The 15,582-nt window shown below is 51.6% G+C and carries 11 protein-coding genes; 3 read left to right on the forward strand and 8 right to left on the reverse strand.

Annotated features, from left to right (window positions below):
* Positions 1-2 precede the first annotated feature (2 nt).
* From B1748_RS12195 to B1748_RS12225, 7 genes are all read right to left on the reverse strand, one after another.
* Positions 3-899 carry an ABC transporter permease gene (locus tag B1748_RS12195; protein ID WP_087568188.1) on the reverse strand — a complete coding sequence of 299 codons (897 nt, stop codon included), beginning with the start codon at positions 897-899 and terminating at the stop codon, positions 3-5.
* An 84-nt stretch (positions 900-983) separates the two neighbouring features.
* Positions 984-2,684 carry an extracellular solute-binding protein gene (locus tag B1748_RS12200; RefSeq protein ID WP_087568189.1) on the reverse strand — a complete coding sequence of 567 codons (1,701 nt, stop codon included), beginning with the start codon at positions 2,682-2,684 and terminating at the stop codon, positions 984-986.
* A gap of 110 nt (positions 2,685-2,794) precedes the next feature.
* Complete coding sequence (locus tag B1748_RS12205; protein WP_087568190.1) at positions 2,795-4,468, reverse strand: response regulator transcription factor; 1,674 nt, start codon at positions 4,466-4,468, stop codon at positions 2,795-2,797.
* Positions 4,465-6,222, reverse strand: a complete 1,758-nt coding sequence (locus B1748_RS12210) for a sensor histidine kinase (RefSeq protein ID WP_179215550.1) — start codon at positions 6,220-6,222, stop codon at positions 4,465-4,467. The genes B1748_RS12205 and B1748_RS12210 overlap by 4 nt, the downstream gene beginning before the upstream one ends.
* 104 nt (positions 6,223-6,326) lie before the next feature.
* Positions 6,327-7,523 (reverse strand): Ger(x)C family spore germination protein, encoded by a 1,197-nt coding sequence (locus tag B1748_RS12215; RefSeq protein ID WP_087568192.1) that lies wholly within the window; start codon positions 7,521-7,523, stop codon positions 6,327-6,329.
* On the reverse strand, positions 7,516-8,616 hold the full coding sequence (locus B1748_RS12220) for a GerAB/ArcD/ProY family transporter (protein ID WP_087568193.1): 1,101 nt from the start codon (positions 8,614-8,616) through the stop codon (positions 7,516-7,518). Before B1748_RS12220 ends, B1748_RS12215 begins: the two co-directional genes overlap by 8 nt.
* Positions 8,617-8,636: 20 nt before the next feature.
* Positions 8,637-10,271 carry a spore germination protein gene (locus tag B1748_RS12225; protein ID WP_087568194.1) on the reverse strand — a complete coding sequence of 545 codons (1,635 nt, stop codon included), beginning with the start codon at positions 10,269-10,271 and terminating at the stop codon, positions 8,637-8,639.
* Positions 10,272-10,635: 364 nt separating this feature from the next.
* Between B1748_RS12225 and B1748_RS12230 the strand changes: the two genes are divergently transcribed.
* The 3 genes from B1748_RS12230 (at position 10,636) to B1748_RS36820 (ending at position 13,405) form a co-directional block, all read left to right on the forward strand.
* On the forward strand, positions 10,636-11,103 hold the full coding sequence (locus B1748_RS12230; RefSeq protein WP_087568195.1) for an SRPBCC family protein: 468 nt from the start codon (positions 10,636-10,638) through the stop codon (positions 11,101-11,103).
* 473 nt (positions 11,104-11,576) lie between these two features.
* Entirely contained in the window at positions 11,577-12,773 is a 1,197-nt protein-coding gene (locus B1748_RS12235; protein ID WP_087568196.1) for a ParM/StbA family protein, read from the forward strand.
* 53 nt (positions 12,774-12,826) lie between these two features.
* Complete coding sequence (locus tag B1748_RS36820) at positions 12,827-13,405, forward strand: hypothetical protein (protein ID WP_179215551.1); 579 nt, start codon at positions 12,827-12,829, stop codon at positions 13,403-13,405.
* A gap of 1,282 nt (positions 13,406-14,687) precedes the next feature.
* Here B1748_RS36820 and B1748_RS12245 read toward each other — a convergent pair.
* Entirely contained in the window at positions 14,688-15,359 is a 672-nt protein-coding gene (locus B1748_RS12245) for a DUF559 domain-containing protein (RefSeq protein ID WP_087568197.1), read from the reverse strand.
* Positions 15,360-15,582 lie beyond the last annotated feature (223 nt).

Below are 15,582 nucleotides of genomic sequence, written 5' to 3' on the forward strand. Positions count from 1 at the left end.
CCTTAGAAAACCCGGTAATTGGCGAATTTCGACGCCATGACGAATGATGTAATGATTAGGATGCTGGAGATTACCGACTTGAACAAGCCGACCGCGGTCGCCAGACCGTATTGGGCGTTGACGAGTCCCATACGGTATACCCAGGTGTCGATAATGTCCCCGGTGTCCATGACGCTTGGGCTGAGCAGGATAAAGACTTGATCGAATCCCGCGTTGAGAACATTCCCCAGGCTCAAGGTTACCATCAGCACGACGATCGGGGCGATTCCCGGAAGAGTGACGTGCCAGGTTTGGCGCCAGCGGTTGGCTCCATCGATGACCGCCGCTTCGTAATGGGTCGGATCGATAGAGGTCAGAGCTGCCAAATAAACGATCGCTCCGAAGCCGAACTCCTTCCAGACATCGGACAAGACCAGCGTGAAAGGAAACCACGAGGAACTGCCCAGGAAGAAGGGGGAGTTGATACCGAGAAAACCAAGCGCCCAACTGACGATCCCCTCCGAAGGAGATAATATATCTATCAGAACGCCGCCCAGAATGATCCACGATAAAAAATGAGGCAAGTAGACAAGCGTCTGGATTGTTCTCTTGAAGAAAGCTTTGCCTAATTCGTTTAGCAAAAGCGCGAAGCCAATTGAGGCGATCAATCCAGCGACGATTTTCGCGATGGCGATGACGAGCGTGTTTCGGAGGATCTGCGTAAAATCCGGCTGCTGAAATAGAAAACGAAAATTATCAAAGCCGATCCACTGGGAATCAAAGACCCCCTTGGCCGGAATAAACTTCTGGAACGCGATCACGACGCCCGCCATGGGCACATAACTGAAGATAAGAACTGCCAGCAAGCCTGGCCAGACCATGATGTGGAAAGGCAACTCGCGGCGAAATAAGCCTTTCATGTCGCATTCCTCCTAGCGATGTCAGTCAACGAGATGGGGATCGCCGCGATGACCACGGCTTCCCCCCTTCTCATTATCGTTAAGTTATTGAGCGGCATTCCACTCGTTGATCTCGTTTGTAATCTCATCCCCGCCGAGCTTGTGCCACTTCTCCACGAAACTATCGAATTCGTCTACGGAGCTTTCCCCTACGATAATTTTAGTAAACGTTTCCAATTCAAGTTTGTCGAGCGTCGCTTGCTTCATCTGCTGCGTGGGTACGGGCGCGCCGTAAAATTCTCCGATTTTCATCCTATTTTCTTCGACGTATTTCTTCAGCACTTCCATCTCGGAGCCGCCTGGCCCGAAGATCAAGGCGTTGCCGAAGCTTTTGATGTCATTGTTATCCAGATAAGCCAAGACGTTGTCGTAATAGCCCTTCTGTTCTTCATTCAGCTTGGAGAAATCCTTGGCCCGGTAAGCTTCCGTAACGGCGATGCCGGCCTCCAGGTTTTTGCTTGGCGGTTCCATGCTGATGGTTGGATACAAGTAGAACGGCGTTTGGTCTTTATCCGTATTGTAGAGCTCGGCTTGAGCCTCGTCGCTCCAAGCGTTCTTTAGCTGCAGATTCGCTAATTTAATTGCGGCTTCCGGATGTTTATATCCTTTTTTGATGACGTAATATCCGGTCACCGGAATAGTGGTGGACGGAGAAGCGACTTGATCGTCCGCGGACAAAACAGGGTACGGCTTCCACCTCATGCCGTCCGCCGCGTTCATGTTCATGGCTTCCTGTAAAGGCCACAGCGGATGCCAGAAATTGGCGTAAATCAAGCCGATCTTGTTATTCATGATGTCTTCGGCGATTTTGTTGCCGTCTTTGACACCGAATTCTTTATCGATTAGACCGCGTTTATACATATCCTGAAGGGTCGCGAGTGTTTGCTTCATTTCAGGCTGAACACTGCCATATACCAGTTTGCCGGAATCGTCCTTCAACCAGATCTTGGGATAAGCGTGATAGGCGTTGGCGATTCCTTCGATGGTTGCCAAGCCGCCGAACAGATCCTTGTTTAACCCGATGCCATAGGCCCCGGAATGGTCCTTTTTAAAGGCTTCCGCGATGTTTAAGATGTCATCGAAGCTTGTTGGCTCAGGCAGATCCGCTTGCTCCAGCCAATCCGTTCGCAACCAGATTACCGGCGTCCCTTGCTCTATGCTGCCAAAGCCCGTGATTCCCATCATTTTGCCATCGACGGTTGCCGCCTTTTTCATCAGTCCGTTTGCATCTTGCTCCATAATTTTTCTCAGGAAAGGGGAAGCATATTGGTCATAGGCGGTCGTCAGATCCTCGATTTGATCGCTCTCGAGCAACTGCTGGAATTGCGCGGGCGAGACGAACATGAGGTCAGGCAAGTCGCCGGAAGCAATCGTCACGTTCATTTTATTCTGATACTGAGCTTCGTCAGTGGTCCAGACGTTCTTTACTTTAATTCCGAGTTCGTTCTCGTAAGCTCTCGTCCAAGCATTATTGTCGAGTGATTCCCCGTCCAAGAACTTGAAGCGGGCGCTCGTGCTTCTGACAGTGGTGATCTCGATAGCCGGTTCGTATTTCTCGAACGGATTGGCTTCGACGGAAGCGGGCGACGAAGAAGGAGAAACCGCGGAAGAGCTTGCTTCCAATGCGCCACCATTGCCGCTATTGCTGTTATTGCCGTTGCTGCAAGCGGATACAAAAACGAGCGATATGGATAAGGCGAGACTTGCGAAAGTTATCATTCTTTTTTTTGCAAAAATGTTAGTCATTCTCTATCCCCCGAACTGATAACTAGTAGGCGCGCGCTGCCTCTGTATTAAGGATAAGGCATCCTTTCATGTGCTCACAATATTCAAAATCGCACCTCCGGAGGAGGGAACTAATCCAATTTTGACTTTTTCACGCGGATGAGTTCGCGATACTCGTTAGGCGTTGATCGGGTATATTTCCGGAAAAATCTCGTGAAGTTCGTGGCAGAGGTAAAACCAACCGCCTCCGAGATGTCCTGAATTTTCATATCGCTGTTTTCCAACAATGAGAGCGCTTCCTTCATGCGGATCTCGTGGATGTAATCGATAATTGTCATTCCCGTCGTTTTTTTGAACAGCCGGGACAGGTATGCGGAGTTAAAGTATACGATGTCCGCCAATCGAGTCAGGGAGACGTCTCCGGCCAGGTTGTCCGCGATGTAATCTTTGATCCGGTCGATGACCTTGGTGGCTTTTCGATTACGTTCGCTCTGCCTCAGCTCCAGCAGCAATGGAATCAATCCGATAGCGTAATCAATGGCAAAAGGCAAAGAATCCGGATGGTCTGCACGCAACAGCTTGGATAAGTCGATCTCGTCCTCATGACGGCTGGCGATTCCGCTACGATTGATATAAGACAAAAGGGATACCGCGATCCGATAATGAAGTTCCATTCCTACGCCCGTATCGCCTGACGTCAACCGGGAGAGGAGCGTTTTCGCTTGCCCGAGCAAGGGGAGCAGGTCATCCGCTCTCCCGTCATCCAAGAGGGCGTCCATCATGCCGATTTTGTTCAGGAGGAGACGAATCTCTTCATCGTCGGTTCCGTGTTTGTCATCCTCGTCGGACTCCCCGACCGTTACGATCGTCTCGGAATCGATAGAGGACTGGTAATCCAGCGCATACTGCAGCCTGGCGAAAGTTCTGCCGGATTCCTCCCATGAGGTATGCCGATTACTGATGGCAAAGGAGATCGGAACCTGGACCGATAGTTGGATCGATTGCTGAATAACGTCCAGCATACCCGTCGCGAACGTTAAAACATTGGCAAATGCTTGTTCCAATGTATCAGGTTCGATGGATGAGGCTAGTGGCTGTAAAAAACAGACCAATCGACCGCGGTCATCGATCGCGCATTTCATTCTCATGGCGGAAGAGAGGTGATGTTCGACTATGAGCTGAATCGAATAGTCTGCTCGGGTTCGCTCCGTATACGTTGGCCCATCGGATCGAACGGTCGTGATCCTGCCTACCATGAGCAGTATCGATAGCGTTGGATCCAAGGGGAGCTTTAATTGCTCGAATTGCTCCTCGCGGTCTGCAGTCGATGCCCCGTTTAATAGATGGAGAAGGTATTCCTTCTGCAGCACCTGATTGGCCGCTTCCATCCGCTCGTTCACTCCGGAGACCAATTCGCTCCATTGCCTCGATGTCCGAATATCATCAATGACGCTTTCGACGACGGAGATGACCTTTGGATAGCCTTCCGTTTTCAACAAGTAATGCACGCCTTGATTCTGAATGGCCTCGTACACATAGTCAAAATCGTTGAAGCCGGTCAGGAAGACAACCCTGCAATCCGCCCAGGCCGACCGAATATGCCGAAGTAGTTCCAGGCCGTTCATGCCTGGCATACGAATGTCGGAGAGGACGATGTCAAACCTGTTATTTTTTAATTGGCGCAGTGCATCCATTCCGGAATAAGCTTTATAAAGATCCAATTCAAGGTGGGTTAAATGCAGCAACGTTTCGAACAAGCCGTCCGCGATAATCGGTTCGTCGTCTACGATTAATAAACGTATCATGATTCCGTTCCCCCCGTAGTTGTATGAATGGGTATGAGTATAACGGCCTTCAGGCCGCCATGCGGACTGCGGGAAAGAGTAAGCTCCCCACGCTGGCCAAACTTGAGCTGCAGCCTTCGGTGAATGTTTAGCAGCCCGACTTCCTCCGCTGGTTCGGCTTCACCTGCCAGCATAGCTTGCACGCCGAGCAGTTGCTGGTCCAACAGCGACTGTCCGTTGTCTTCTACAACGATGGCTAGACGATCGTCTGATTCCTCAAAGGTAATGGATATCCAGCCTTTGTCGGGCATTTCTTCAAGCCCGTGAATGAACGCATTCTCGATAACGGGTTGCACGATCAGCCTTGGAACGCTGATGTGTGCATAATCCGGGGGGAGTTCGTCAAATTCGACCTTGATCCGGTTGCCGAAGCGCAAGCTCTGGATGTCAGCGTAAGTGCGCGCATGACGAATTTCTTCTGAGAGCGGGATTTCGTTCCGATTGCTCTTCGTCATAAATCGGAAATACTCGCCGAGTTGAATGGTAAAATACTCGAGATTATCGTAGTCGCCCGTTCGGGTCATCGTATTTAGAATAAACAAGCTGTTATATAGAAAATGAGGGTTGATTTGCGACTGGAGCTGCTTAAGCTCCGCGTTTTGAACGAGCAGCTTTTGCCGATACGACTGGTCAATGAGCGTATTCAGGTTTTTGACCATGTCGTTGAACTGCGTAAATAAATATTGAAACTCGTCTTTGCGATGGTGCTTTATAAAGACGTCGAAGTCGCCGTTCTCTATTCGGGAGAAGGACCGTACCATCTTTACGAGCGGCTGGTGAATGTACCGATAAGCATATAGCGAGAACAGAAAAAGAATCAGGATGCCGACAATGGAATAACACCAAATCCAGATATGATAAATTTGGATTGTTTTTAAAAGCTCCGAATTTCTCACATATTGTATGGCCTCCAGTCCAAGGGAGGAGGAACGGACCTGAAACGTCTGGTATTCGCTGCCCGCAACGTGAATATCGGACTCTCCATCCAGAAGGCTTTTTTGGTTGCGAAGGGTTTCTTCGACCGTACTATCTATATCGGAGCTCTTGGCGCTTAAGAAGAAATGGGATGACGAGTCGCGAAGAAAAATGCCGCTATTCTTGTACTGCAGGAGGGGGAGCAGAGAATCCCGCAGCTCCTTCTCGGAGAACTCGACGACGATCATGAAGTACGGACGGATATTGTCCGTCTGCCGGTTAAGCGCCTTCAAAACGACATAGGGGCGATTGTCAAAGTAGAACATTCGCGACCGATCGTCGTGGCCGAGGAAAGCATCGTACTCTTGCTGGCGGAAGTTCTCCGGCCAAGCCGACGAGGACAACGTTCGGCCAAGCAAGGGAATGTGAATGCGGACGTCCGAGATATAACGATTACTGTTTTTGAGGGCGAGAAGCTGCTTTTTCAACCGTCCAATCATTTGGAATTTCTCGTACTCCGAATATTGAGCCGTAGATTGGGGAAACAGTGATAGCATAGCCAATTCCTCATCGCCCATCAGCATTTCGAACAAAAGGGCCTGCGTTCGCTGAACGTCCTGATCGAAGTTGTCGAGCACCGATTCGAGAGAAACGCGAATCGTACCGGAAAGTTGAGTCTTGACCGCGCCGATGCCCCAGTTGTACAACACGATCCCAAGCGAGAACAACGGAATGAGTATAAGCAGGAAAATAAGGAGCAGTTTGCTGAAAATCGAATTTCTCCACAGAACCCGAAACAAGGTATTACCTACCTCCTTACCTGTATTTTCTGTCATTATATCAATATTTGAGAGAGGGGCAACAGGGAGGGGGGCGAAGAGGAACAGAGGGTCGCAGCATCCTGTCAATCCTCTGTAAAAGAACCGAAATCGTTGATCCTTACCTTAATGGCGAACGTGATCTCCGAACGGCTGAACACGTTCTCCCAGTCCTCTTTTACTTTCTTCCAAGCGGCGGGATGCTTGATCGCCAATCTTCGACCGAAGCCGGCGACGTCGCTCTTGTATTTCGATTGCAGCTTAACCAGCAGATCCTCCATCATTGAAGCGAGTTTGTCCTCGAGCCGCTTGTCGAGCGCGTTTGCGTAATCATTTGTTGTCGGATGAGACTGCTCGTCCCATGTTTCGATGAGTCGCCCTAGCGTATGGATTTCGACCTGAAATGAGATTTGGTCTCCTTTTACTTGGGGCGTGATCTTGCTGCGCAAGGACTTTATTTCGTAAGTAATCGTCTCTCCGTTCCAATCATCGGTCTTGATCACTCCCGCATTACGATCGCCGGACAGCCAGGCCAGACATTCCGTGTTCTCTTGATTTAAGGAACCGATCCAATGCCCGGTGGCGTTAATGATGCTAGCGCCAGACAGCTCCAGTTCGTCGCCGCCCGTTACGAGCGTCTGCAGGACAAAGCTTTTTTTGGAGTGTGTCAACGAATCCAATCGGCTCAATGTGACCGGCTTCAGTACTTTGCTGGTCCGTGCCCGATTTCTCACTGCTTTGGAAATATGGAACGAAGGAACTTCATTTAGCTTTTTGGACATTAAGGTATCCCTGGCTGGTCCTTGGCTTACATAAACAAGAGTGCTGGGACGAATTTCGTTATCGCGCAGCAAGAAATCCGTCAACTGCTCGATCGACTGTTTGCGCAGCAGATCGACGGAGATGATGATTACCTTGAGATGATGTCCCATAAGGGGCCGGTCCAAACGAATGGAAAATTGACGAAGAATCTCCAGGACAGAGTCTCCGCTTCCCGATATATTCAGAAAAGTAGGTTGCTTGCCATCCTGTTTTTTGCCCTGGTTTTTTTGGGATTTAAAGGGCACCAACTGTAGGGTAGCCATTAATTTATTCCGTTTCGAATAGGTTGCGCCCTTGGATTCGAATTCCTTCTCGACCGGCGCGGGTTGTCCTTTGTCCAGGGCAATGCCGGTAAACAGGGCCACATCCTCGATTTCCTTGCTGCTCCAGCACCCGGTCGGCAAGACAAGAACGGCGGAGAGAACCAAAGTGGGGAGGACGCGCTTGCGCAGGCTAGACATGCTGTTTCAATCCCTTCGTGCGGATTAGCCAGACCACCGTGAGCAGCACCAGCAGAAGGAACAAGCTGATGCTCATTATGCCGATCATATCTCCAAGGAGCAGCAAGTCTTGCAGACTTTTGGGAACCATGGTGGACAACAGGACGATCGGAACCATGGCAAAGATGACCGGTTGGTAGGACAGATTAAAAATTTGGGATAAACCCAGGGAAGATTGGAAAAAGAAACTGCAGAAATTGCAGAACAACTGCATAAGCCAGATAACCATTAACGGAAATTCCAGCCGTTCCACAAAAAATCCGCTTATCTCGAAGCTGCGAATGAGATCGAGGGTCGGCCAGGTGCTGGTCATGGCAGAATCGATGGATATGCCGCCCACTACGAAGATCACGGTTATCAGATAGACGGCAAGCAGAATGGCAAACCCCCCGATCATCGCTTTGGCGGCTTGACGCGGATGCTCCATAAAGGCGACCAGCGTTAGGATAACTTCGTAGCCCACAAAGACCGGAATAGATGCCCTCAAGCCTGCAAGGATGGGAGCAAAGCCGTCTCCGAAAACCGGACGCAGATTATCGATGTCGAACACGCGGGAACTGACCGCAAAGGAGATGAGCAATACGAACATAGAGATGGGGAAGACGATCTGATACACCCTCGCAATGGCATTGATGCCCCCGTTGACCAGATAGGCGCCTACCCAGATAAAGGGCACCACGATTGCCCAAATAGGCGTTCCTTCAAGCAGGAAGAACAGCGTGACCTCGGCCAGGGAACGAATTTCGAAGCCGGCAATAATCAGGAAGTAACAGACGAAAAGCAGGCAGAACGCCTTGCCCGGCAGCCTGCCTACGATTCGGCTGGCGTACTGGAAGATCGTCTGTCCGGGGAACTGTTGGGACAGCTTGACCATAAGCAGAATAGCGGGAATGACGATGATCCCTCCCAAGAGAACGGCCACCCAAGCATCCGGTGACTTGGTCGCGTGCGTGACGCTTCGCGGCATGGTCAATATGCCTGCGCCCAATATGGTATTTATCAGAAAGACAATGGCTTGCGAGGTGGTTATTCGATCGTCGGTACGAATGAACAAGTAGAGACCTCCTCCCAGAGTTACGATTTGCGTTTATCGTCTTGCGTCTTCATCATGGCCGGTCTTTGCTTCATCAAGGCGCGCGGCGCGCGGAAGAAGAGATCCTTCCAGTCCCGGGGCCGGAATGGCGATACCGGAGTCAGATAAGGAACGCCGAAGCTTTTTAATTTCGTCAGATGACTGCAGAGCAGCAGGAAGAACAGAATCGTACCGAACATGCCCAGAAACGCCGCAAATATCATACCGACGAAACGCAGCAGCCGCAGCGTTATGCCTGCGCTGTAGCTCGGAATGGAGAAGGATGAGATGGCCGTGACGGCTACGACAATGACCAGGAACGGGCTGACGAGGCCTGCTTGCACGGCCGCGTCTCCGATAATAAGACCGCCGACGATGCCCATCGCCGGGCCGACGGGTTTGGGCAATCGGATGCCGGCTTCCCGAAGAATCTCGATGGAGACTTCCAGGATAAGCACTTCGATTAGAGACGGGAAGGGTACTCCTTGCCGCGCCTCGATGATGGACAATGCCAGCTCCGTGGGGATCAGGCCCGGGTGGAACGAGATAAACGAGATGTAGAGCGACGGGGCCATCAGCGCCATAAACGCGGCGGCAAAACGCAGCATTCGCAGCAGGGAGCTGGGCAGCCAGCGCTCGTAGTAGTCCTCTGGAGACTGCAGCAGCATGCTAAACGTAGCGGGCGCGATGAGGACGAACGGCGTTCCGTCCAGCAGTATCGCGATCCGTCCCTCCAGCATGGCGGCGATAACCCGGTCAGGCCTTTCGGTATTTTGGAGCTGTTGGAAGGGACTTAGATAGTTATCCTCGATCAGCTCCTCGATATAACCCGACTCCGCGATAAAGTCGAAGTCTATCTTCTGAATGCGGGCCTTAACCTCCTCCAGCAGATCCTGATTGACGATATCCTTGATGTAGGCCAGGGCGAGATCCTTCTGCAGCCGCGTGCCCACCCGAAAGGTCTTGATTTCCAACTGGTCGCTGAGGCCTTGCCGACGCAGCATCGACGTATTCACGCTCAGCATCTCGGTGAAGCTAAGCCGGGGCCCCCGCAACAGCCCCTCGGACAAGGGCTCCTGAACTGCGCGATTGGTTCCGTCCGGGCATTCGATCAGCAAGCCGCTCGGCTGGCCCTCGATCAGCAGTCCGGTATATCCGAAAAGCACCGATCGATTAAAGCTGTCGAGGCTGGGAGCTTCGAGGAGATTGTTAAAGGGAAGTTGATCTTGCAGCCGCTCCGGTTCGGCATGCACGTCCGCGCCGGCTTCGAACATAAGAAACTCCATCAACTGAAGGTCGAGCACCCGGTCGTTCTGCATGCCAGTCACGAAGAACAGCGTTGCGCGGACGTTAAGCTTCGCCATACGGAACTCTCGAGAGCATAGATCGCTGTTGCCCCCGATACGCTCGCGAATGGTAGCGAGATCGGTTGCGTAGTCGCCGCTAAATGGCGAGTTGTCGGGTGTCGGGAGATCGGGATCTTTTTTGTTCTCCGCGGTGTTGGGATTTCGTCCTTTGCCTGCAAGAGAGTAAGTTTTCTTGTACACGAAACTGGCCGCGATAGGTACGAGGCACGCGATGGCGGCCTGGAGCCATACTTCCCATGTGGGGATATAAGAAATGACGGATGATAGCATGTAGGCCTCCTTTGCCGGGTCTGGAAGTCGAAGTATATGGAGTTTTCCATAATTGGGATAGTTTTAGTCATCCCTTGCCGATTATTTTGTCGAGAGGGGAACCAGGATAGGCATTTTCTTGTCTAATAGAGTAGAGGGGGCGAGTATGAACATGGATCTCCGGTATATGGCGCCGCGCTGATTCTGGTCTTGACTCTGCAAGATGGCGGCTGGCGGTGCGTACTTATCGTTATGGGGAGGGCGCCGACAAGCTGGTCCCGCTTTAGGCGTGAATGCGATGAGGAAAACTCTTTTGGCGCGGGGAGCGGGTATGATATTATCTAGGCAATGATTATATTCTCGTCTTGTCCAAGGAGGAAGCAGCATGTCGAATTCGCTTGGTAAGCCGCCCGTCGTTCGCGCGGAGATGTTGATTCGCAGACCTGTGCAAGAGGTGTTTCGGGCTTTCGTCGATCCCGAAGTGACGACCAAGTTCTGGTTCACGAAAGGCAGCGGCAAGCTGGAAAGCGGCGCCAAGGTGCGCTGGGATTGGGAGATGTATGGCGTAGGGGCGGATATCGACGTCCTTGCCGTTGAGCAGAACAGCCGCATCGTCATCGATTGGGGAACCCGCGTGGAGTGGACGTTCGTTGCGCGGGGCGAGAACGAGACGTTTGTCACGATCGTCAACGACGGTTTCGAAGGGACGGCGGACGAGCTGCTGGAGCAGGCGATGGATGCTACGCAAGGCTTTACGTTCGTATTGTCGGGATTGAAGGCGTATCTCGAGCATGGCATAAAGCTCAATCTAGTAGCCGATAAGTCGCCCGACGCGAATATCATCAAAGAATGACGCTGGATGCGACAGGCGTCCTGATGCCCCTTCTCTCTCCGAGCTGCTCGGAGGGAGGGGGCTTTTTTTCAATGATAGGAAAGGGTGGAAGTGATGCTGGACATGATCGAGTACGACTGGAGCAGGCGTCAAATGGTGTAGTTGCTCTTAGAGAGCTGCCACATTAGGACAGCCGGATTCGACTGTCTTAGGCCCCTGGTCAGGTGCTCGTCCGAACCGATAGGGCCTGCGAAGCAAGTGCGGCCTTGCAGAAACCGCCGATTGGAGAAATCCTTCCTACAAACGTTCTGTATCGACATTTTTTCATGAAAAAACATTAATGGACCTACATGACCTCCGCTAGATGTAAGGCGAGGGCCCAGTATGGCAAAGTATGACTAAGGATTGCCGAACGGCGGCAGCCAGGCCAATGGACAATTGTACGCGGAAGCGCCAAATGGGCGCGATATTTATTCCTGAGGAGGAAAACGGTCATGAACTATCATTTCTTCGTAGGCAACGATAATGGGAACAGCGAGCATGATCTGATCGTGGACGGGCGCTTGATCATGCAGCCGAACGTCAATTGCAGAGTGGACGGGCTGCCATGGCGGGAGGAGCAAGCGCCGGAGAGCTTCGTGAAGGGGCTGCAGGAGCAGCTTGTGGTGACGATCGATTCGCCGGCCGTCAGGCCCGGCATGTATTATATCGGCAAGTTTGCGCTGGAGAGCGGCGAGGTGATCGACAATATTCAGATCGGCATCGATATGAAAAGCGACATGGACCTGCCCATTGTCAATACGCTCGCTCAAATCGCCGCGGTTGCCGTGCAAAAGGCTTATGAGGAGAGCGGCTCCATTATGGAGCCTCTTGAGGTGGAGGTCGATATGGCGACGGCGCTGCCGGTGACGCAGCATACGGATGAGTCTGCGGCGAGATTCGAGCGGCGGTTCATGTCGGGGGTCCATCATGTAACGGTGCATCTCGGCACTCACCGCGTATCGGTCAAGCTAAGTTTCCCGTTTGTAAAGGTGGTGCCGGAGGCGACGCCGGTCATCTTTACGCTGCAGAAGGATGCGGAGGGGAATTGGCGGCAGGGAGAACTGTTTGACCACTTCTCGGAATCGTACGGGATGGAAAACAAGTTTAACGGGAGCTACTTCAAGGACAAAAAAATACTGCACATCGATATCGGGGACGGATCCACGGAATACCCCATCACCGAAGGGAACAAGTTCCTTCGTCAATTCGTGCATGGCAGCCATCACGGCGCCGGATATGCCATCGAGGAGGCGCTGCCGGAGTTTAACCGGCAGATCTATCTGCCCGATAGTCCGCGTCAATTTTTCAGCGACGTGCTCAAAAATCCGAAGCATAAGTACCATGCAAGAGCCTTGAACACGCTGAAGCGGTCGCTGGAAAGCCAGGTGAAACAAATCGTGCAGCAGGCAAAACGCCAGCTGACCAAGGCGCGCAACGAGGTTGATCTGATCTGCGTCTACGGCGGCGGCAGCATATTGATGCGGACCGTGCTGTATCCGTATCTGAAGGAGCTGTGCGACGAACGGGAAATTCTGCTGCTGTACGTGCCATCCGACTACGCGGTCAAAATGAACGCGATGGGTCTCGACGCTTTTGTCCGGGGCAAGATCTACGAGGCGCTTAAGCAGAAGATGGTCCAGCCGGCATAGGCGGGGAGGAAAGGCGGGCGACGCCAACATAAGGGACAGGCAGGTGCAGCATGATGAAGAAAACCAAACAGCCGGGCGACAATATTAGCTTGAAAACGCGCAAAAACGAAAATGCATTCGTCATGGCATGGATCAACGCGCAGAGCAATCTGATGGACTCGCTGCGTTATCTGGTAGAGAGGGAGGTCGCAGCGAACGGCGTTCGCAACCTGCAGACCTGCGTCCCTGTGGAACGGAAGGGATTGCAAGGCTTGGAGTCAGGGGCGGCACATGATACCCGGCATAACGCGGCATGGCGGGAAACATCGACGGCGCGTGCAATGATGGATGAAAGCGCGGTAGATGAGGCGCAGAAACATGCTGCGCCAAACGCCGGCGAACAGGCAGATCGTATACGTTGGCCGATAGAGTCTGATTCCGGCGAAGCCGCGATTATGCGGTACCTCGCAATGTCGGGTGCCAGCGACGAGGCCATTCAGGCCGCCTTCATCGCAGCGCGTCAGTTGGCCGCCTCGTCGGCAGCGGATGAATCGCCGGCAACTGCAAGTGCAGTAGACGACGAAGTGGATGAATTGTCGACTAATGCTGCGGACGAAGAAGTGGACGAAGAAGATGTCGAGGCTTGGAGCTGAGGGAGAACGGTAGCGCTTGGCGGGCCTCCGCCTCGATGCATTCCTGCAATAGCTGATGCTCAAAAAGGTTGGACGAAAAACCTTGCGTTTTCTCGTCCAACCTTTTTATTTTGGGGACTTATTGAACAACTCGATCCACCTTAGGATAGGGTCGGCAGAAGAAATTTGACTCGCCTGTGCTGGAAAACGGGACGTAGTGAATCGGGAGCGAGGGGCGGTAGAGAGAAGGTCACCCTGCCCGTACGGACTCTGAGAAACATAGAGCAAGCAGAAGCCAGCAGCTCGAAACATTCGCATAGCCTTGCATTGCTTCGCGTAGCTTGCATCGCATAGCCTTGCATTGCTTCGCATAGCTTGCATCGCATAGCCTTGCATTGCTTCGCGTAGCTTGCATAGCTTGGATGGCTTCACATTGCTTCGCGCCTCAACGCACCCTATTGCAGTACTTAGTAACACTAAAAACCTTGTATAATCATAACGATTTAGTGTTACGGGATAACACTTGGTCATATTAGGAGGCTCTTTGTAATACTCGACATTTTCATCCGAAATTCATCGGGGAGCCTCATGTGTCCTTAAATTATCAACAAAAATAGTTCGTATTATGAAGTACTACAAAGTTATGTGGGAAACAATGAAATTTGTTTATTGCACTACTTGGTGATATTCCACAACATTTCATAATATTGCATCATACCCGCTGACCCATGTAAGAGCTCGTAACAATATTTTACTTCAAGGATGACAACTAGTTGGCTAGACGCTAGGCATAGAAAGAGCAGTTGGGTATGCACTGCTTTTACATGATGAAGGTCCCCATAATACCCTCAGATGAACCCGTTATTCGTGGCCAGCGGTCTGACGTCTGAAGAATCATATAACCTCATTTCCGAAACAGCCAATCATTATGGTTTAATGGGAAAAACGCCCTCTAATACTGATTCATAATTCTGATTAAAGTAATTAATAGGAAAACCTCCCTATAAATAAGGTGAATAGACAAAATGTGAGTTGAAAGATGTTGATTAATGGGAGGAAATCCTTTTAAACTACAAAATATTACGAAATCTGGCGAATTAGAGGGAGGAAATCCTCCTATTTCCTCGTGTTAACCGTTGCACGAGCGCGGCCGGAAGCGGAACCGTACATTTGTAATTTACATCTCATCTCCCAAAGCACCAACCCAAGCACCAACCCAAGCACCATCCCAATTAGCTTCTCAATTACCTCCCCAAGTCCCTCAGTAAGCCCAAATTGGGGCACCCATACACCAGCCGCACGCCTACAAAAAATAATTTACAGCATGAGGCGCAAGCTCATATCGAACGATTCGCTGCTTAGCCCCGCTATACGCTGGGATCAGCCAGCCGTCGGCTGAAAGACTTCGCAGCATTCGCATCGCCGACTTGTTATCGATGTCAAAGTGTCGAGCGACATCAATAAGCCTGATTGGTGCCGACGACTGCATAGCCAATCGCAGGACCTCCTTCTCCGCCAGCAGCGTTCGGGAGACCGGGACTTGTCCAGTCTCATATTGGCCGATAAGCAAACGCAGCAAAGTCAGGCATAAGTCCGGCCGCTGCTCCACATCGTCGTATGAGAACGAGATAACCTGATAGCCCATGGCTCTTAAGAACGTTTCGCGATTCAGTTCGTTGCAGAATTTCCTCCGGTCCATATCTTGGACATGGGTGGCGTATCCCTTAATTTCAATGATTAGTTTGATGAAGCCGGGCAGCCAGGCAAAATCGGCAAAATAGGAGCGCCCTCGCCAATCCGGAACCTCGTACTCAGGATGCAGATGTTCGAAATGGCCGCGAAGCAGCCACCAAATTTGACGCAGAAACAAGGTCTCGGCATGCCGATGCCCCCTTTCTAGTCTGTCACGTCTTTCGCCGGACCTAGCCGACAGGTGCTGCTTGACAAATTGTGTATGTGCTTGGTCGAAATTCATAGGCGCACCGCCTCCCGTGGAAAATAAAAAAACGCCCCGTAAGCCGTCTAAGGCTGGTACGGGACGTTCTTCGTCTCTACACAGCATCGTAAAACAATTAGCTCCCGATGTCTAGAGGGCAAAATGTTTTTATCGACCTGAGAAAGGTTGAGAACTTTGCGCTTATAATACCCAAGACAAGAAACTGGGTTAGGGTCAGCGCCAGAAAGCGAGCGAGCATAAC

It is taken from the genome of Paenibacillus sp. MY03, assembly GCF_002165585.1.
Classification (GTDB): domain Bacteria; phylum Bacillota; class Bacilli; order Paenibacillales; family Paenibacillaceae; genus Pristimantibacillus; species Pristimantibacillus agaridevorans.